The sequence below is a fragment of the Bacteroides nordii genome (assembly GCF_019930665.1).
Lineage (GTDB): Bacteria > Bacteroidota > Bacteroidia > Bacteroidales > Bacteroidaceae > Bacteroides > Bacteroides nordii.
Map to the genome: position 1 here is coordinate 540,957 of NZ_CP082886.1, position 20,265 is coordinate 561,221.

At 41.1% G+C, this 20,265-nt stretch carries 16 protein-coding genes; 5 read left to right on the forward strand and 11 right to left on the reverse strand.

Features of this window, described 5'->3' with window-relative positions:
* Position 1: 1 nt before the first annotated feature.
* Complete coding sequence (mazG, locus tag K8P02_RS01980; RefSeq protein ID WP_223381924.1) at positions 2-787, reverse strand: nucleoside triphosphate pyrophosphohydrolase; 786 nt, start codon at positions 785-787, stop codon at positions 2-4.
* A gap of 203 nt (positions 788-990) precedes the next feature.
* Here mazG and K8P02_RS01985 point away from each other — a divergent pair, with 203 nt between their 5' ends.
* The gene (locus K8P02_RS01985) at positions 991-1,875 is read left to right on the forward strand and encodes an NAD(P)-dependent oxidoreductase (protein ID WP_007484386.1); all 885 of its coding nucleotides are present in this window, start codon (positions 991-993) and stop codon (positions 1,873-1,875) included.
* Here K8P02_RS01985 and K8P02_RS01990 read toward each other — a convergent pair.
* Both K8P02_RS01990 and K8P02_RS01995 read right to left on the reverse strand, forming a co-directional pair.
* On the reverse strand, positions 1,858-2,646 hold the full coding sequence (locus tag K8P02_RS01990) for an aspartate dehydrogenase domain-containing protein (protein WP_002559576.1): 789 nt from the start codon (positions 2,644-2,646) through the stop codon (positions 1,858-1,860). The two genes, K8P02_RS01985 and K8P02_RS01990, sit on opposite strands and share 18 nt — an antisense overlap.
* A gap of 65 nt (positions 2,647-2,711) precedes the next feature.
* Positions 2,712-3,761, reverse strand: coding sequence for a DUF3810 domain-containing protein (locus tag K8P02_RS01995; RefSeq protein WP_025866465.1), 1,050 nt, complete (start codon positions 3,759-3,761; stop codon positions 2,712-2,714).
* A gap of 123 nt (positions 3,762-3,884) precedes the next feature.
* Here K8P02_RS01995 and K8P02_RS02000 point away from each other — a divergent pair, with 123 nt between their 5' ends.
* The 3 genes from K8P02_RS02000 (at position 3,885) to K8P02_RS02010 (ending at position 9,212) form a co-directional block, all read left to right on the forward strand.
* The gene (locus K8P02_RS02000) at positions 3,885-4,526 is read left to right on the forward strand and encodes a hypothetical protein (RefSeq protein ID WP_195350247.1); all 642 of its coding nucleotides are present in this window, start codon (positions 3,885-3,887) and stop codon (positions 4,524-4,526) included.
* A gap of 60 nt (positions 4,527-4,586) precedes the next feature.
* Complete coding sequence (locus tag K8P02_RS02005; RefSeq protein WP_025866464.1) at positions 4,587-7,220, forward strand: valine--tRNA ligase; 2,634 nt, start codon at positions 4,587-4,589, stop codon at positions 7,218-7,220.
* A 105-nt stretch (positions 7,221-7,325) separates the two neighbouring features.
* A complete protein-coding gene (locus K8P02_RS02010) occupies positions 7,326-9,212 on the forward strand; it encodes a sensor histidine kinase (protein ID WP_025866463.1) in 1,887 nt (628 codons plus the stop codon).
* Positions 9,213-9,241: 29 nt separating this feature from the next.
* Here K8P02_RS02010 and K8P02_RS02015 read toward each other — a convergent pair whose 3' ends face one another.
* The 8 genes from K8P02_RS02015 to K8P02_RS02050 all read right to left on the reverse strand — a co-directional run bounded on the left by K8P02_RS02015 (position 9,242) and on the right by K8P02_RS02050 (position 19,059).
* Positions 9,242-9,688: a hypothetical protein gene (locus tag K8P02_RS02015; protein ID WP_002559581.1), complete on the reverse strand. Its 447-nt coding sequence runs from the start codon at positions 9,686-9,688 to the stop codon at positions 9,242-9,244.
* A gap of 63 nt (positions 9,689-9,751) precedes the next feature.
* Positions 9,752-10,849 (reverse strand): DUF6340 family protein, encoded by a 1,098-nt coding sequence (locus tag K8P02_RS02020; RefSeq protein WP_007484395.1) that lies wholly within the window; start codon positions 10,847-10,849, stop codon positions 9,752-9,754.
* A gap of 182 nt (positions 10,850-11,031) precedes the next feature.
* Complete coding sequence (gene secA / locus K8P02_RS02025; RefSeq protein ID WP_025866462.1) at positions 11,032-14,346, reverse strand: preprotein translocase subunit SecA; 3,315 nt, start codon at positions 14,344-14,346, stop codon at positions 11,032-11,034.
* A gap of 49 nt (positions 14,347-14,395) precedes the next feature.
* Positions 14,396-15,970: an alkaline phosphatase family protein gene (locus K8P02_RS02030; protein ID WP_122200946.1), complete on the reverse strand. Its 1,575-nt coding sequence runs from the start codon at positions 15,968-15,970 to the stop codon at positions 14,396-14,398.
* Positions 15,967-17,175 carry a lipoprotein N-acyltransferase Lnb gene (gene lnb, locus K8P02_RS02035; RefSeq protein ID WP_025866461.1) on the reverse strand — a complete coding sequence of 403 codons (1,209 nt, stop codon included), beginning with the start codon at positions 17,173-17,175 and terminating at the stop codon, positions 15,967-15,969. Before lnb ends, K8P02_RS02030 begins: the two co-directional genes overlap by 4 nt.
* Before the next feature lie 248 nt (positions 17,176-17,423).
* Positions 17,424-18,218 (reverse strand): DUF4373 domain-containing protein, encoded by a 795-nt coding sequence (locus tag K8P02_RS02040; protein WP_007484403.1) that lies wholly within the window; start codon positions 18,216-18,218, stop codon positions 17,424-17,426.
* A gap of 101 nt (positions 18,219-18,319) precedes the next feature.
* Positions 18,320-18,667, reverse strand: a complete 348-nt coding sequence (locus K8P02_RS02045; protein ID WP_007484405.1) for an SH3 beta-barrel fold-containing protein — start codon at positions 18,665-18,667, stop codon at positions 18,320-18,322.
* A 137-nt stretch (positions 18,668-18,804) separates the two neighbouring features.
* Positions 18,805-19,059 (reverse strand): hypothetical protein, encoded by a 255-nt coding sequence (locus tag K8P02_RS02050; RefSeq protein WP_155921388.1) that lies wholly within the window; start codon positions 19,057-19,059, stop codon positions 18,805-18,807.
* A gap of 665 nt (positions 19,060-19,724) precedes the next feature.
* Between K8P02_RS02050 and K8P02_RS02055 the strand changes: the two genes are divergently transcribed.
* Positions 19,725-20,264 carry a UpxY family transcription antiterminator gene (locus tag K8P02_RS02055; protein ID WP_007484411.1) on the forward strand — a complete coding sequence of 180 codons (540 nt, stop codon included), beginning with the start codon at positions 19,725-19,727 and terminating at the stop codon, positions 20,262-20,264.
* The last annotated feature ends 1 nt before the right edge of the window (position 20,265 follow it).

The following is a 20,265-nucleotide window of genomic DNA, read 5'->3' on the forward strand; positions in this document are numbered from 1 at the left end:
TTTACTTCTCAAGCTTTTTTGCTTCGTTCCAGATACGGTCCATTTCTTCGAGTGACATGTCTTTAAGGCTTTTTCCCTCTTTGATCGTGTGTTCTTCCAGATAATTGAATCGACGGATAAACTTCTGATTCGTAAGTTCCAGTGCATTATCCGGGTTGATTTTGTATAAGCGGGCGGCATTGATAAGGCTGAACATTACATCGCCGAATTCTGCTTCCGCTTTGACCTTGTCCATATTGGCTACCTCTTCCTGAAATTCTGCAATTTCTTCTTTTACTTTATCCCATACCTGTTCTTTTTCTTCCCAATCGAAACCTACATTCCGGGCTTTGTCTTGTATACGATAAGCTTTTATTAAAGAGGGCAGGGCGGATGGTACGCCACTAAGCACTGTTTTATTGCCGTCTTTTTCCTTTAGTTTCAATTGTTCCCAATTTTCAGAAACCTGTCCGGCGGTTTCGGCTTTTACTTCTCCGAATACATGAGGATGACGGAATATTAATTTCTCACAGAGCTTGTCACATACATCCTTTATGTCAAAGTCTCCTGTTTCCGAACCTATCTTGGCATAAAAAGCCACGTGTAGCAGCACATCTCCCAACTCTTTACAGATGTCCTTCTTATCATCGCGCATCAGAGCGTCACAGAGTTCATAAGTCTCCTCAATCGTATTAGGACGTAAGCTTTCATTAGTCTGTTTACGATCCCACGGGCATTTTACGCGTAGCTCGTCCAGTATGTCCAGGAAGTGGCCGAAGGCTTCCATTTGTTCTTTTCTTGAATGCATCTTTTCTTTTATACTAAGAAATATTAGAGTCTATATAATTTCTTGCAAAGATAGAGAAATTCGAGGCAAAGTATTCCTCTTTTAGTTTGTTTTGTTTCATTTGTGTTTTAAGGCTGGATTATGCAGGAACTGCCAAAGAATATGGTGTGACGAGCCTTTATAAGGCTATTTTTTATTAACTTTACCGCTAAAATTTTAAGACTATGTTTCATAAACTTGTAGCGATAGAACCGGTGAGTCTGGTTCCTTCCGCAGAAGAAGCGTTGCATTCTTTTGCAAATGAAGTTATTATGTATTCCGATATACCGGAGGGAGATGATGAAGTTGCAGCCCGTATTGGTGATGCCGATGCTGTACTTTTAAGTTATACTTCCCGGATAAACCGGTATGCATTGGAGAAATGCCCTAATGTTAAGTATATCGGCATGTGTTGTTCACTTTATTCTCCGGAAAGTGCTAATGTAGATATTCGTTATGCCAACCAACAGGGGATTACGGTAACGGGTATCCGCGATTATGGTGATGAAGGAGTGGTAGAATATGTGATTAGTGAACTGGTACGTTGTTTACACGGATTCGGGCAGGAACCATGGGATGGTATGGCACGTGAGATTACAGGATTGAAGGTTGGTGTTGTGGGGCTTGGTAAGTCCGGTGGCATGATAGCAGATGCATTGAATTTTCTGGGTGCTGATATTGCTTATTATGCCCGCAGTGAGAAAAAGGAAGCTGCAGCCAAAGGATATCGTTTTATGCCGTTAAATGAGCTTCTTGCTCAGAGCGAAGTAGTTTTTTGTTGTCTCAACAAAAATACAGTTCTATTACATGATGCTGAATTCAAAGCGCTTGGAAACAAAAAGATATTGTTCAATACCGGCTTGTCGCCGGCATGGGATGAACCTGCATTTGCACAATGGCTCGAAGGAGATAATCTTTGTTTTTGTGATACGGTGGGTGCATTGGGAGGCACACAGTATCTCAATCATCCGCATGTGCGTTGTATGCAGGTATCAACAGGCCGCACTCGCCAGGCGTTTGACCGCCTGAGCAAGAAAGTGCTTGCCAATCTGTCAGAATACAATGGGTGAGGTTATATTGATCAGGGTGTTCACTACAGACCACCCTGCAATATCGGACGTAGCGCTGTACACCTCTACTACAGCATGTACCTGATCATTTTTTATTTCAACCTTTTGAGTATCTCCTACGAATCCGGGGGTGGATTGTATGGATACCTGCATATTCTCCGGACCAACAGAGGCCAGTGAGGCAGCAACTGCTACATTGACTTTGGTTGGAAACATACCTATTGCTTCTGTTGCATTTCCGGAAAAGACGATACGTTGTTCTGTCTGTAAAGTTTCATCGTATACAGCCGTACCTTTCAATGCATTCGGACCTTTCTCGTTGAAGAAACGGGCAGAAGCATTTCCCATTAGGAAAGCAGTTCTTAAAACATCAAACCCTCCGGTAGCTCCGGATACGGGGTATACACGTGTACCATTCTCCCTGGCTGTTTTCTTCACTTCCTCATAAAAGGTGGTATCTGCCAAAGCACCGATAGACAAAGTGATGATGGAAGTACCATTTTTTAACGCAGGCAAAGCAAGCGCTTTCATGGCACTGGGAGAAGCTGACTCCACCAGATAGTCGGGTTTCAAACCGAGCAGTTCTTCCAGAGTAGCACAGGCTGCACAGGGTTTTCCATGCTGCTGCATTTTAGTTACAATACGTTCGGCTTTTGATGCCGTACGTGAATAAACACCTACCAGATCATAATCGGGTAATAATCCATTGACAACTGCATCCGCAACGATTTCAGCAAGTCGTCCACATCCTACAATTACTAATTTTTTCATGCGGCAAAGATACAGCTTTTAAGCATATAACCTATAATGTATATATCTACCTGTTTGTTGATTTACTATTTTCCCGTTTGGTAATCCCGGTATGAGATTAAGAGTCCTACTACTTCCGAATAGTTTTTGCGTCCGCTTTCTATTTTGTTTCCTTTGAGGTAAAGGTCGTATATCCAGTCTTGGATACTGCCAACCAGAGGACTGTATTTCGCCATCCAGTATTCCTGATTAGAGCGGGCAAGTTCAATGATTTCCGGTCGGATACGTTTGAATAGTTCATTGTATTCTTCTTCTGTCATGAGTCGGCGCGCATTGCCCAGAATATGACTCAGGACAGAGAAATAACCACTGAAACGGATACTTTCCACTTGCGAACGTGTACATACCTGATATGCATAAAAGTTGGCTTCGGCTTCGCTGGTGATGCCCAGCAAATGGGCAAGTTCATGCGTATACGTTGCCGGATACTGGGAAGGGAGTAAATCGCCGTTCAACGTGAATTCACAAAAGAAAGGTCCCATACTGCCACTCACACCAACCATCGATATGAATGGAGTGAATAGCATTGTTTTCACTTTGGGCGAATCAGATGGAGGTCGATGTACGCCTAATGTATCACTGATTTGCCGGTATCCTTTGACTGCTTCCCGGCAGATAATATCCTTGTTTATTTCTGTAACAGGGACATAAGAATCATTCAGATGTTGAATGTATTCGTCCACAAATGCTTTGAATTTATCGGGGGTATAGGCAACATAAGGAATGTCTGTACGTTCGTAAAAGTTCTTTTGCGAATAATTCAGCCCCCATGCGAAGTAAAACCATACATATACCCACAAAAGATATTCACCGTCACGTAATAAAATCTTTTTCCAGGGATATTTTTTTATCCGTCCGTAAATAGGATAGAGGATGACACCGGTAATACTGAGAAATATGAATAAATCGCCTATGGCAAAAGGAAACAAACGTGAGAACGAAGACAGACAAAACGAAATAACCGGGTATACGGACCGGGCATAACCTTCGCCCATCGCCGGAATAAGCTGAGTGGTCCAGATAAGTAACAGGAGAGTTCCCAGAATGATATAGCGTATCTTTTGTTTTCGCTTCATAGTCAAATTTCTTTTATAGGACAAAAATATGTATTAATTGAATGCCGTGCAGAAAATTACCTCTATATTTGCGAAATTTCTGTTAATAAACAAATTTATATATCAATAACACACACATTGATTATGGCTAATACAGAGGGAATAGAAAGCTATTGTCGCAATTGCGTATCACGTGATTTCGTGATGGGACGCGGACTCGTCTGTAAACGTACGGGAACATTACCGGACTTTGAAGATGCTTGTGAAAATTTTCAAAAAGATGAAGAATTGGAAAAGATAGCACCCACTCCGGATCCGGAAATATTTTCTGCAGTGCTGAGCAGAGAGCAGCTACTGGCAGAAGAAAATCTTCCGAAGGCGGTATTGTGGGGAACGGGGGCTTGTCTTTTAGGAGCTGTTGCCTGGGGATTGGTTTCTGTTTCCACTGGCTATCAGATTGGCTATATGGCTATTGGTATCGGTTTCATTGTTGGATTGGCTATGCGCAGGGGAAAGGGAGTGCGTCCTGTTTTCGGAATCATTGGAGCAGCTCTGGCTTTGTTGAGTTGCATTTTAGGAGATTTCTTTTCTATTATAGGCTATGTAGCTAAAGAATATAGTTTATCTTATATGGAGGCACTGGCGGAAACAGATTTTAAAGCAGTATTCTCGGTAATGGCCGAAAATATAGTTTCTGCTACTGCTCTATTTTACGGAATAGCACTTTACGAAGGCTATAAACTCTCTTTCCGTGTACAGAAACAGCCGGAGAGTGGTAAGATTTGAATTTAAATTATTAATTTTGCATCCATTATTCGCAATAAATTAAACATATAGAAATATAACATGGAATTAGCAAGTAAGTACAATCCCGCTGACGTGGAGGGAAAGTGGTACCAGTATTGGTTGGATCACAAATTATTTAGTTCAAAACCCGATGGTCGTGAACCTTACACCATCGTCATTCCTCCTCCTAACGTCACTGGTGTGTTACACATGGGACACATGCTTAATAATACCATTCAGGATATTCTTGTTCGCCGTGCCCGTATGGAAGGTAAAAATGCCTGTTGGGTACCGGGAACAGATCATGCCTCTATTGCAACTGAAGCCAAGGTGGTAAACAGACTTGCAGCGGAAGGAATCAAAAAGACGGATCTGACCCGTGACGAATTTCTCAAACATGCCTGGGCATGGACCGAAGAGCACGGTGGTATTATCCTGAAACAGCTTCGTAGACTGGGAGCATCTTGTGACTGGGATCGTACCGCATTTACTATGGACGAAAAACGTAGCGAAAGTGTACTGAAGGTTTTCGTAGATCTTTATAATAAGGGACTTATTTACCGGGGAGTTCGTATGGTGAACTGGGACCCGAAAGCATTGACTGCCCTCTCTGACGAAGAGGTGATTTATAAAGAAGAACATGGAAAACTTTATTATTTGCGCTATAAAGTAGAAGGAGATCCGGAAGGACGTTATGCGGTGGTTGCTACTACTCGTCCGGAAACAATTATGGGTGATACCGCTATGTGTATCAATCCTGCCGATCCTAAAAACACCTGGTTGAAAGGTAAAAAAGTAATCGTACCGTTGGTAGGGCGCGTTATTCCGGTGATCGAAGATGATTACGTGGATATCGAATTCGGTACGGGTTGTCTGAAAGTGACTCCGGCACATGATGTGAACGACTATATGTTGGGCGAAAAATACAATTTGCCGAGTATTGATATTTTCAATGATAACGGAACATTAAGTGAAGCTGCCGGTATGTATATCGGTATGGATCGTTTTGATGTTCGTAAGCAGATAGAGAAAGATCTTGAAGCTGCCGGATTGCTTGAAAAGACAGAGGCTTATACGAATAAGGTAGGTTATTCAGAGCGTACCAATGTAGTGATTGAACCGAAATTGTCTATGCAGTGGTTCCTTAAGATGCAGCACTTTGCAGAGATGGCGTTGCCACCTGTAATGAATGACGAACTGAAATTTTATCCTCCTAAGTATAAGAATACTTACCGGCACTGGATGGAAAACATAAAAGACTGGTGTATCAGTCGTCAGTTATGGTGGGGACATCGTATTCCGGCTTACTTTTTACCTGAGGGTGGCTATGTGGTAGCTGCTACAGACGAGGAAGCATTGAAACTTGCCAAAGAAAAAACAGGAAATAACGCATTGACTCTGGCCGATATCCGTCAGGATGAAGATTGTCTGGATACTTGGTTCTCTTCCTGGTTGTGGCCTATTTCATTGTTTGATGGTATTAATAATCCGGGTAACAAAGAGATTGAGTATTACTATCCTACAAGTGACCTTGTTACAGGTCCGGATATTATTTTCTTCTGGGTAGCCCGCATGATTATGGCCGGTTATGAGTATGAAGGAAAGATGCCGTTTAAGAATGTATATTTCACTGGTATCGTTCGTGATAAGCTGGGACGCAAAATGTCTAAATCATTGGGTAATTCACCCGATCCATTGGAACTAATTGAAAAATACGGTGCCGATGGGGTACGTATGGGTATGATGCTTGCGGCTCCTGCCGGGAACGACATTCTCTTTGATGATGCATTGTGCGAGCAAGGACGTAATTTCTGTAACAAGATATGGAATGCTTTCCGGTTGATCAAAGGATGGAAGGTTGCTGATAATGCTGAAGTTCCCGAAGCGTCTAAGTTGGCTGTCCGCTGGTTTGAGTCCAAACAGAATGAAGTAGCTGCTGAGGTTGCCGATCTGTTCAGTAAATATCGTTTGAGTGAAGCACTTATGGCTGTTTATAAGCTGTTCTGGGATGAGTTCTCTTCTTGGTATCTGGAAATGATTAAGCCGGCTTACGGACAAGCTATTGACCGTGTTACTTTTGATGCTACTATTGGATTTTTGAATAATTTGCTCCATTTGCTTCATCCGTTTATGCCTTTCATTACCGAAGAGTTGTGGCAACAGATGGCCGAACGTAAGGAGGGAGAGAGTCTGATGGTGAATTCTTTATTGTTGAATGGAACCGTTGATGAAGCATTTATTCAGCAGTTTGAAGTGGTGAAGGAAGTGATCAGTAATATCCGTACGATTCGTTTGCAGAAGAATATTGCTCAGAAAGAAGCACTTGAGTTGCAGGTGATAGGTGAAAATCCGGTTACTGCATTTAATGCTGTGATTATTAAGATTTGTAATCTGTCCGGTATTGCAGTGGTGGAAGCCAAAGCAGAAGGAGCATCCTCTTTCATGGTAGGTACTATTGAGTTTGCTGTTCCGCTTGGCAATATGATTGACGTAGAAGCAGAGATCGCTCGTATGGAAGCTGAACTGAAACATAAAGAAGGATTCCTGCAAGGTGTGTTGAAGAAACTTAGTAACGAGAAGTTTGTAAATAATGCTCCACCGGCAGTCATTGAGATTGAACGAAAGAAACAGGCAGATGCCGAAAGTATTATTAATTCATTGAAAGAAAGTATCGCTTCTTTAAAGAAAGCATAAACTGATTCTATAGAAGTAGAAAGGCATTCCAAAATATTGGGGTGCCTTTCTTTTTTTTATCAAAATAAATTTTACCTTTGCCTTTGTAATAAAAACAACAAACAAATGAAACAGACAACTCTATTATTGTCTTTTATTGCTTTACTGCTATGCGGTACAAGCTCTTCTATATTTGCTCATGGCAACAATGGAGATGAGATTTTATTTTTGAATTCAATAAATTTTAATCTTCCCTGGGCAAAGGCTATGTACTGGCATGCCAGTGAAGACCTGGAGCGGAAGGGATTTGATGTAAAAGCAGAGTCGTTGTCAGTGCCTGCCCTGAGAGATCAAGGTGAAGTGGATGCGGTGTTGTTGCATTTGAAAGAAAAATATCCGCTTCCTCCAAAGTTAATAGTCATGATAGGTGATCCCGGTTGGATTGTATGCCGGGAACTTTTTGATGGAATATGGAAAGATGTTCCTGTGATTATAACCAATTCCCGTGAATATTTGCCGGCTACGCTCGAAGTACTTTTGTCTCACGAGCCATTGACTGCAAGCAATTCTGTTTCGGCGGATGTCTGGCGGAAGGGATACAATGTCACTTTTTTGCGTCAGGTATATTATGTTAAGGAAACCATAGAGTTAATGCAAAAGATAATGCCTGAAATGAAGCGTATTGCTTTTATTTCAGACGATCGTTATATTAGTAAGATGGCTTGTTCGGATGTAGAGAATGCTGTGGCGAATTTTTTCCCGGATCAGGAGCTTCATCAGCTTTCTACGACTTTTCTTTCTACCGAGATGCTGTTGGATACACTACGTAGTTATGATCGTACTACCGGCCTTATCTATTATTCCTGGTTTGAATCTCACAACCGGAATGACAATAACTATCTCTTTGACCATTTACAGGATATTATTCATAATTTTGTTCATACTCCTCTGTTTTTGCTTGCTGCCGAAGATTTATCCAAAGAAACGTTTGCGGGCGGTTATTATGTATCTTCCGAATCTTTTGGAAATTCATTGCTTTCCATGATCTATCGTGTGTTGGATGGAGAATCTCCCCGGGATATCCCCGGAATGGATGGTGGCGTACCTTCTGCTACTCTCTGTTATCCGGTGTTGCAAGAGCATGGTATCCCCGAATTTCTTTATCCGAAAGACGTGACTTATGTGAACAAACCAGCTCCATTTCTGGAACAATATGAGAAACAATTACTTTGTGCAGGTATTTTTCTTTTGGTAATAGTGGTTGCTGTTATTTATTATATTTCTATTCTTAAAAAGGCATATGGCCGATTGAAAGAGGCCAAAGAGCAGGCGGAAGTAGCCAATCAGTTAAAATCAGCTTTCCTTGCCAATATGAGTCACGAGATTCGTACTCCTCTGAATGCCATTGTGGGTTTCTCTAATATGTTGCCTCATGTTGAGGGAAAAGAAGAGATGGAAGAGTATGTAGGTATTATTGAGAATAATACAAATTTACTTCTTCAGTTGATCAGTGATATTCTGGATATGGCGAAAATAGAGGCCGGGACATATGATTTTCATGAAACGTATGTGGATGTCAATTCGATACTCGATGAAATAGAGCAAAGTATCCGGTTGAGAATTAAGAATGAAAAGGTGGATCTTATTTTTGAAGAACGCTTACCACAATGCGTATTATATATTGACCGGAACAGGTTGATACAAGTGATAACCAATTTTCTGACCAATGCTATTAAATTCACAGAAAGCGGGATCATCACAATGGGATATCGTTTGAAAGATAAACATACAATTTATTTCTATGTTTCTGATACCGGGTGTGGTATGTCTGATGAACAGTGTCAACATGTGTTTGAGCGATTTGTGAAATACAATTCGTTTATTCAGGGTACAGGATTAGGATTATCTATCTGTAAAATGATAATTGAAAAAATGGGTGGAGAAATAGGAGTCAACTCAATACCGGATAAAGGTTCTGTATTTTGGTTTACTCTTCCTTATCGACAAGAATAATTTTCTCCTGTCGGTAAAGGAAGTCTTTATCATTTTTCAAGTAATTCTTTCAGAAAACTATCCAGTTCTTCATCCAGACCTTTTAAAAGTTCGTCATTTACAAGCAGTGTGTCATCATCTACCAGAAGTAATTCGGCTACTGTCTCTTTCTCTTCGTCTACTAACACAAAAGAGTAAGGTTTTAGGATCGTTAGCTTATCAAAATCTCCTCCGTCCTTCATCCTGCAAAGGATCGGTCGAAGAACACGTTCGGCATTCTCATAAAAATCATCACTTTCATATGCTGACCATTCGTCGATGGTCACATTGACCAGTTCATCGTCTTCGTCATCGAAGATGAATAGTTCGCCGGAATTCTGATTGGGTTGTATGTGAATATCTGTAACGATTGTTTGTTCGCAACCGCAAGTAAACTTTGCGACTGCTTTTCGTATAGCCGATTCGATTACAGATTGTGATTGTTGACTCAGTTTCATTGGTTTTCCTCCTTTTATTTAGATCAAAGGTATAAAAAAAATGCAATTCTGCCTATGTTTTGATTAAAAATCATCATTAAATCGGTTCATTTGCATATTTAATGATGACAATCCGGCTGTCCGTTTCTGTAACTCTACCACATAAAGACTGGTCATTACGTAATTCGGTATTTCGGATATGTCTACGTTGTCCTTATTTCTCTGATCAATTTTATCTATTTTATGAGCCAGTTCCTGGGCTTTTAGTGCCCATGTTTCGGCCTGTTCCAGTTCGTCTTTTATTTCGTAGTAAACAGCAATATTGTATGCAGACTGCATTTTCTTTTTATCACTTTTGGCAGTATTGAAAGATTGTTCCCAAAGTTTGAAGGCTTTGTCCCATGAGTTTTCACGGACGTATACGGCAGCATCACGCATATTTACGGAACCATTGTTGTAGAGATTGCGTGTAGCCGATGTCCAATAGGGTAGGAGGTGTTTTACAGGAATTGTTCCGGCAAACTCCGAGGCTTCTTGCTGTATCTGAGAATCTTTGATGAGGTGTGTCTGTACATATGAACTTGTGTTACCAAATTCTTCCCAGAAAATACTGTCATTAGGAGCGATGGTAAGCATGGGATTTTTACGCTTGGGAATATAAATCCTAAGCGTTGGGTACACTTTTACATCTACACTGCCATAATAACAGCTCCAGTCCGGAATATAACGAATGGTTTTGGTTGCTTTTAACTGAAGATTTTCCAGTGAGATCAGAAAGTCAACATCCAGATTTTCTGTCAGTTCCTTTACTTCCTCCTGAGTGAGTGTTTCTTCGCGCGCAAATTTGTCATTGGCACGCAGAGCAGAGTCACAAATGATAACTTCATCAAAATAGTTTTCGTTTGCTATGGCTTCAGCCAATGATTCGGCTGCTATTTTGGCATCTCCATTGTTGTAAGCAACGGCACGGGCTATCTCATCGTCTTTCCGTGATCTGTCCGATTCTATCCATTTATTGTCAGGCACGCTACTGGTATTATTGACAATCGCGACCCGGCGCAGTTCGGGAGGAAAGTTTATTTCCGCAGGCATCATATATTCGATAGGGATTTGCTCTATGGTCTGGCATGAACTGAATGCCAGACAGAAGAGTAACAATAGCGTGAATGAGTATTTTGCCATAATATTCAGTAGTTAGTAGTCAGTAGTTAGTAGTCAGTAGTTAGTAGTCAGTAGTTAGTAGTCAGTAGTTAGTAGTCAGTAGTTAGTAGTCAGTAGTTAGTAGTCAGAATCCTTTCGGCATGGCAACGCTTCCATACTGCATAGATTCTAACTACTAACTACTGAATTCTAACTACTGATTCTTACGCCCTTCCGTGACAGTTTTTGTATTTCTTACCGCTACCACAAGGACACGGATCGTTACGTCCTACTGTCTTTTCTGCACGTACGGGTTCGCGTTTTACAGCTTCGCGGGTATCCTGCTGTGCAGCAGCTTGTTGATTCGGATCGTTCAGGTCTTGTTTCTGTTCGCGATATTTACTCAAATCCTGGCGCCGTTCGGGAGCTGCTTCACGCACCTCTACACGTTGTGCCTGTTCGGGAGCTTCCTGTACCGGGATTTGTCCGCGCATCAGGATAGATACGGTCTGGTTATTGATCTTGTTTACCATGGTATCAAACAAGTTCACTGATTCCAGTTTATAGATCAACAACGGGTCTTTCTGTTCGTAGCTTGCATTTTGTACTGAATGTTTCAATTCATCCAGTTCACGAAGATTTTCTTTCCATGCTTCGTCAATTACATGAAGCAGGATAGATTTCTCGAATGATTTCACTACCTCTTTAGATTCACTTTCGTAAGCGGCTTTCAGATTACAGGAGATGTTGTACATACGTTTTCCGTCCGTGATAGGGATCAGAATGTTTTCGTACATATGTCCCTGATTCTCATATACCTGTTTGATTACAGGATTTGCTATTTGTGCCAGACGTTCACTTTTACGCTTGAAGTTAGCCATTGCTTCATCAAAAGTTCTTTCAGCCAGCTTTTCTTTCTTCTCACTGCGGAATTCCTCTTCTGTGAAAGGAGCATCCATAGCTAATGTCTGAAGAAGGTCGAACTTACAGTTTTCATATTCCGCATTGTTTTCAATGGCGGCTGCACAACGGTCCCAGATCATGTTTACAATGTCCATACCGATGCGTTCGCCCATCAGTGCATGGCGACGTTTCGTATAGACAACCGTACGTTGCTTGTTCATTACGTCATCATATTCCAGCAAACGTTTACGGATACCGAAATTGTTTTCTTCCACTTTCTTCTGTGCACGTTCAATGGAATTTGAAATCATCTTATGTTCGATCATTTCTCCTTCCTGGAATCCTAATCTATCCATAACACCGGCGATACGGTCGGAAGAGAAGAGACGCATCAAATCGTCTTCCAGTGAAACGAAGAATACAGAAGAACCCGGGTCACCCTGACGTCCGGCACGACCACGCAACTGGCGGTCTACACGACGGGATTCGTGGCGTTCCGTACCAATGATAGCCAAACCGCCGGCAGCCTTAACTTCCGGACTCAGTTTGATGTCGGTACCACGACCTGCCATATTGGTAGCAATAGTCACTGTACCTTGCAAACCGGCTTTTGCCACAATGTCAGCTTCCCGCTGGTGTAACTTCGCATTCAATACGTTATGTTCGATTTTACGCATAGTCAACATCTTGCTCAGCATTTCGGAGATTTCTACCGAAGTAGTACCTACCAGTACCGGGCGGCCGGCATTGACCAGTTGTTCTATTTCCTCAATAACGGCTTTATACTTTTCACGTTTTGTTTTATAAACGCGGTCGTTCATATCTTTACGGGCAATAGGACGGTTGGTGGGGATTACTACTACATCGAGTTTGTAGATGTCCCAAAGTTCACCTGCTTCTGTTTCGGCAGTACCGGTCATACCCGATAGCTTGTGATACATACGGAAGTAGTTCTGCAATGTGATAGTAGCAAAAGTTTGTGTGGCAGCTTCTACCTTAACACGCTCTTTAGCTTCGATTGCCTGGTGGAGTCCGTCTGAATAACGGCGGCCTTCCATGATACGGCCCGTCTGTTCGTCAACAATCTTCACCTGTCCGTCAATTACAACGTATTCGTCGTCTTTCTCAAACATGGTATATGCTTTCAGCAGCTGATTGATGGTGTGTACACGTTCCGATTTGATGGCGTAGTTAGTCATCAGGGCATCTTTCTTTTCCAATTTTTGCTCGTCGCTCAGATCCTTCTCATTTTCCAGTTCAGAGAGCTGTGCTGCGATATCCGGCAATACAAACAGAGTCGGATCGTCAGAATTACCCGTGATCAGGTCAACACCTTTGTCCGTCAGGTCTACGCTGTTCATCTTTTCATCAATAACGAAATACAGTGGGTCAGTAGCCTCATGCATACGTTTATTGTTCTGTTCCATATAGATCTCTTCTGTTTTCAGCATACCGGCTTTGATACCCTGTTCACTCAGGAACTTGATCAATGCTTTGTTTTTAGGCAATGCCTTATGACTACGGAAGAGAGCGAGGAACCCTTCTTCTACCTCTTTCTTATCGTCTGATGCGATTAATTTCTTTGCATCTGTCAGGTATTTGGTTGCCAGTACTTTCTGGGCTTCTACAAGACGTTCTACCAGTGGGCAAAGAGATTCGAAAAGTTGGTCTTCGCCTTTAGGAACAGGACCAGAGATAATCAACGGAGTACGCGCATCATCAATCAATACCGAGTCTACCTCATCGACAATAGCATAGTTGTGTTGGCGTTGTACAAGGTCTTTGGGACTGATAGCCATATTGTCGCGCAGGTAGTCGAAACCAAATTCATTATTTGTACCGAAAGTGATATCAGCCAGATAAGCCTGACGGCGTGCATCTGAGTTTGGTTGATGACGGTCGATACAATCAACGCTTAATCCATGGAACATATAAAGCGGTCCCATCCATTCGGAGTCACGTTTTGCCAGATAGTCATTCACTGTTACTACATGTACACCGTTGCCTGTCAGTGCATTGAGGAATACAGGCAGGGTAGCCACCAGGGTTTTACCTTCACCTGTTGCCATTTCGGCAATTTTTCCTTTATGAAGTACTACACCACCAAAAAGCTGTACATCATAATGGATCATATTCCATATCGTATCATTCCCACCGGCATTCCAGTGATTCTGATAGATCGCTTTGTCACCTTCGATGCGTACGAAATCTTTGGTTGCAGCCAGTGTACGGTCAAAATCTGTGGCAGTTACCACAATTTCTTCGTTTTCGGTGAAACGTCTGGCTGTGTCTTTTACGATAGAGAAAGCTACCGGGAGTACTTCTTCCAGTGCTTTTTCGTATATTTCGAGTATTTCTTTTTCGAGTTTATCAATCTGAGCAAATACCTCTTCGCGATCTTCCAGTTCTATTGATTCAATACTTGCTTTCAGTTCTTCCACTTTGGCACGTTCCTGGGTAGCAGAGTTGTAGATGTATTGTTTCAGTTCTTGTGTTTTGGCACGAAGTCCATCATTATCCAATTTTTCAACCTCAGGGTAAGCGGCTTTGATTTTGTCTACCCAAGGTTGAATTTCTTTCATGTCTCGTGTGGATTTGTTTCCGAAAATCGAGCTCAAAAATTCATTAAATCCCATTTGTGTATTATATTTATTATTATTTACTTAAGTTGAAAAAAGTGTGTTTTTACCGTATGGTAAGTGGTGTTGAAGAGCAGGCATTGGGAGCCCGTATCCTCATGGTATGAGCCAGTGTTGGGGCGATATGGCCCACACTTACAGGTGTGTTTATTATCTCCGGTTTTACCGAGTTTCCAAAAAACACAAGTGGTACCGGGATATGCGCGCTACGAATTATTCTGTTTTCCGTCGGATTGGATTCATTGACAATTGTCCATCCCGGCAGCACTTCAATGAGCAAGTCTCCCGAACGTTTGCGGTGAAATCCGTTGCGTATCAGGTCTATTTCCGGTGTCCATGAGCCTAACAGCAGGCGTTGTGCCGAATATGCTTCGTTTACGCCACTAAATTGCATCAGGAAGTCGGCTGCTTTATTCTGTATTTCAGAAAGATCGAGTTGCTTTTTCTCTATCAGCTTGTGGTTGAGATATATTTGCTGGTCATAATAAGCTTCTACATATTGTCCTTCACCGTAAGTAGCCATCAAAAACATATTCAGCAGAGCTGCGCAACGATTCAGGTGGAATTCTCCTCCGGGAATGCGGTAAAGTCCGTGATCGGCCGATTCTGTGTCTACGTATCCGGTAGAAGTAATGCAGAAAAGTACATTTTGAAGTCCTATTTTTTTGTCGATCACATCTAGCAGGTGAGCAATACTGCGGTCCAGTCTTACGTATGTATCCTGCAATTCCATAGCACACTCCTGTGAGGTTTTATGGGCATAATTGCCGGCGTAATACATCAGCGAAAGCATGTCCGGTACTTCATCTTTTCCTATGTTACTCTTATCCAGTAACTCTTCGGTCAGTAAATTTACCTCGTCATTAACGAACGGACTGGCTATCAGTCTGCGGAACTTATTTCTCCGGTCATCATCAAATTTATATTTGAAAGGAGTATCTCTCCATTCCGGCAGGTAAATATATTTCTCCATGGGATGAACCGGTGTCCATGTCATATCTCCGATACGGAAATCAACAGCCTGACGATCATTATATTGGCTAACCCACCAGGGAAATTCTGTATAATAAGTGGTACTACACCATTTTCCGGTATTGGTATTCAGCCAGAAAGCACCGTTTCCGGTATGTCCTGCTGCAAATATGGCAGCATCACGGAAAGGGGCAATAGCGTATACCAGCCCTTTGTTGCGTGTAGCTATTTTAAGTTCATCGGCGATAGTGGAAGTGAGCAATAGGGCGGGAGAACTGCTCTCGTCTGTATAGTTTCCCATAAATGCCGGATCGTCCACACAGTTAATAGGGCGTAGTGTCGAAATATCCAACCATTGATTGGCGGTAATTCCGTTCATAGAAGGCGTTGTTCCGGTATAAATGGCAGCTATAGCCGAGGCGCGGTCTACTTTGCTGAAGTTATATTCCGCATTACGAAATACTTTTCCTTCTTTCCAGAGTCTTTTGAATCCTTTTTCGCCATATAGGGAGGAGAAAGCTTCCAAATAGTCTGTACGCAACTGATCAATGGTCAGGCCTACCACCAGTTTTGGAGTAGCAGGTAGCGGTTGAGCCTGTAGCCCGGTAATGGTAAGTACAGTAAGTATGGAAGTCAGTAATCCTTTCATTTCGTTTTTTTATAAGTCAAAATAAGATTGCTTGCTGAACGTATCAACAAACTGAGTGCCAAAGGTACGACAGCTAAATCAATTCTTTGCGGTATTACCGGAAAAAGCAGTATAAAAAGTGTTAAAACAATGCAGTTTAGCATATGGTACCAACATTTTCGTCCTTTTCTGGCAGCATTTACAATGATTGGCAGAAAGATAAGCTCTCCCGGATGGAATACAAAAAGCAGGTAATTGGAACTGACAGCAGGATGTTCTGAAAACAGAGCGAGGAATGCAATAATACAACCGGCAATGCCTGCTATGCCAAACAATATGAGATCAATTCCCCAAAGTCCTCTTTTCTTTCGGATACCATAGATACTGGTACCTGCTACAATAATAAACAAAAGCAGCGCCGATCTCATTGGGGTAAATATATCCGCGATACTTATTGGGGCAGGTGATGAATTTTCGTCTTCACAATTGATAATTAGTTCTGTATCTGCCACCAGTGGCCTTTCGTTCCCATTATTCGTGATTTTTGCTGTTGCAAGTGCATTTTTCAGATAAAACGGAGCAAATACCATCTGTCGGCTTGTTATGGGGCGGTCTGCTTCGCTTCCGATGCAAAAGTCAATACCGAATTGTGCCCATGGATGCCCGTTGGTATATTGGTGTACAATGTCGCGGAATGATTTCGTGCCGTCTTTCTCCGGATAGTTGTAAATCACTTTTCCCTGTATACTTTCTTCTATTTTATCCCGTGGGCGGGTAGCACAGTTATCGTAGAAAAAGTTATACCGGTACACCCGGTTTTCCGGTCGGCTGTTTTCTATCAGTAGCGCAAGGAGTTTTTGTTTTTCTTCCGGAGTCAGGTTGAGTGTTTGTTGCCATACACTACGTTCATCGAAGATATATTCGGCTGCGAACCGGTCATAATTCATTCCTCCGAGAATGTAATCTGTCTGTCCCAGTGCAAAACGAAAAATAAAATTGGGTGCGCCGAAGTTGAATATTCCGTAATTGAATACCCAATCAATGCCTTTGGATGGCTCTTCATAGCGGATGGCAGTATGTCCGAAGTAAGAATAGATCTCTTCTCCGGGAGCACATGTCAGCAAACTAAGACGAATGGAATCCGCGTTATTATCCGGTGTTCCTTTGCCATTTGTAGCCAGGCACAGAAAGAACAATATCAATATTATTTTTATTTTTTTCATCATGAGGATTGTAAGACTGATACCTCTATTTTTTTTTTGCAAAGATAATGCAAACCGAGAGTAGAATAAAATGAACTCGTTCATTTTTTATGCCAAGGTGCAGCTTATCTTCGCTTTTTTAGCAAAGATAGGAAATAAAAATTGAAATAGATTAGATTGTACATTTTTGCTTGACAAGATTGTACAACCTTGTACCACAAAGGTGTACAATCTTGTCAAGCAAAAATGTACAATGTTATAAGCCTTGATTATCAGCTACTTCTGAGTATCTTTATGAGATATTTTCCCGGCATCCCTATCTTAGCCCACGAGGTCTGTGCCAGCACCTTCCACACCGGAGTACCGATCTCCCCATAGTTCGACATTCGTAGAATGGCCTTTATGTCTCCGGTGTCCGTCACCTTAATCCGATCCAATGCCAGTAGCAAGCCGTCATAATTGTGCGTCTTTTTGTTGAGCGCATATTCCGGAGGTGGAGGCAAAATAGAATCCTCCTCCTCCTTCTTCTTCTTTTCTTCTACTTTACTTTCTTTTACTTTACTTTGTCTGAAAATGTCTGCATTTTCCAGACTCAACTCCATCTGAACGGGAAAAATGTTCGCATTTTCTGAGTTCGTACTCTCTTTCTGCTTACATTTTATCTCTTCCTCCTTACATTTCACCTCTTCTAGCAGATAGGGTAATTTAGTTAAATCCCTCTTTCTCCGGCTGGTAGCCTCTAACCATACCCGCTGAATATCCACCGAGGTCAGTATACGATGCTCCTCATAGCTGTTCTTATCAAAAAATCCTTTTTCAATTAGTATACCGATTATACTGTCTACTTCTTCTTTCGTATATTCCCTTCCCAGCTTATAGGCAAATATCTCACATTGTTCCTCATCCCATTGTATGTAATACCCCTCTTTATATATCTTGCAAAGTATTTTTATTACCAGATAAGGTCCTTTGATACCATATTTCGCCTCTAACGATTCGGACACTGCTCCTTCAAAGAAGGTTGCTTTTGTAGGGAAGTAAACGATTCCATTAAATTCTGTTGCCATATTTGTTTAATTGAAAGTTGAAAATTGAAAGTTGAAAGTTGAAAATTGGCTGCGCTATCATGCTGAACAGCAATTTTCAATTTTCAACTTTCAATTTTCAATTAAATACACTTTTTCCATTCCAGAAAGTTCTCCAGGCGGAAGCGTTTCCACATTGCTTCCTCTACATCCCAGTACATCACAGCTTCCTGTACTTTGCTTGCTTCGTACTCCCGTTTGAAGTCGTATCTGTAATAAATCAGTGTCGCCTTTACAAACTGAAACTCTCCATCAATAGCCCTGCGGTAGGCAATCACCGCATATCCGTGCTGCATCCAGTCTATCAGTGCCTCAATACGTTCTGCCATCCATACAGCAGTGGTTTGTGTATACCCTTTCTCTTGTACGATTTGTCTTGTCCATCTCCTTTTTACATTCTCCATAATAGGTTCCAATTTTCTTTTTTTCATTTCATTTTGTTTTATGAGTTTATATTTTTCCGATAACGGCGGCAAGGTCGGGATAATATTCGGATGGAACTAATCGTAGAATAAATGTAAAAATCCGCTCAAATGGCGGATTTTTTATTGCATCTACTTTTTGAAGCTTATATCTGCTTTTTACGGGATGCGATCGTTCTGCTAATTTCAGTTGTTAATGTTTTGAATTCAACCTCTTTATATATTCCTTGTTTTTTGTATTCAAATCGAAATAAAGTATTGATCTCTTTGGCAATTTCTGCTACACTGACTGTTGGTTTTTCTTCTGAGGAAAGCGAAATAGCTAATGCTTTTATTAAAGATCCTTTGTGATGTCTGATTACTATTCTGTGGTCAATTTCTTGTTTGTCAATGCGCTGCACATTAATAATACCTTCTATTGTTTCTCCGTTGCTGAGTTCTATTTTTATAGAACCGTTAAAATCTGTTTTTTTTGATCGTTGTTTGTCATAAACTTGAATTTTAAATGATTTTTTTACTTTGCAAAGATTGTTAAAAGTTACGATTTGAACAATGAATCAACGATAAAAAGAAGAGATTACATGATACGTATATATATTTTGATTATTAAAATCTTATTTTAAATAGAAAAGTGTTTCAATAGACGTTCGTTTAATGACACAAAAGTATATACTATTCTTTAATGTACAAAATATTTCTCAATAAAATAATCTGTATTTCTGTTTTAAATTATATATATTATTGATATATAGCTATTTATGTTATATAGTAAAATCCGTTTATTAAATGATTAATCTCATTTGGAAGATGAAAAAATAGTTCAAAATAAGTGTGTCATTAAACGAACGTCTGTTGAAACACTTTTCATAATCAATTGGCTCGTTTATAATGACATATGTATAAGGGAAAATAAATACGTACATACTACATCTCACCCCTCAAATTGTTTATCTCCTGTGATAGGGATACATCTGAGGGTTAGTGTACTAAGATTAAAAAGTTAGTTTTATACACGCTTGACCGGAAGTGAATTCAGTACTTCGGTGTCCCCAAAGAATATCCAATTGTGAACAAATCTACAGACATTTGCTGGTATCCGCTTCGTGTTACTTATAGCCGAGAACTACTACTAAAGGAAGTACTTGATACCGAAAATATTGAGAATTTTATTCCGATGCACTATGAGTATATCAAGCATGCGGACCGTAAGATACGTAAGTTGGTACCTGTAGTACACAATCTTGTATTTGTTCATGCTTCCTTTGTATGTATTGACCGTATCAAACGTTCTGTGGGTTCTTCTTTATCCGTTCGTTATATTATGGATCGTGAAACACAGCGCCCTCTTACCGTTCCGGATTCTCAGATGCGTAGCTTCATTGCCGTTTCCGGTAATTATGAAGAACAGATTGTTTATCTTGATCCCGCTGTAACTGCATTGCAGAAGGGAGATCGGGTACGTATTACCGGTGGTATATTTGAAGGTGTGGAAGGTGTTATTCTTCGTGTCAAAGGAGATCGGCGCGTATCTGTCTGTATAAAAGGGGTTATGGCTGTAGCTACTACCTATGTTCATCCTTCCCTGATGGAAAAAATCGAAGATTAAA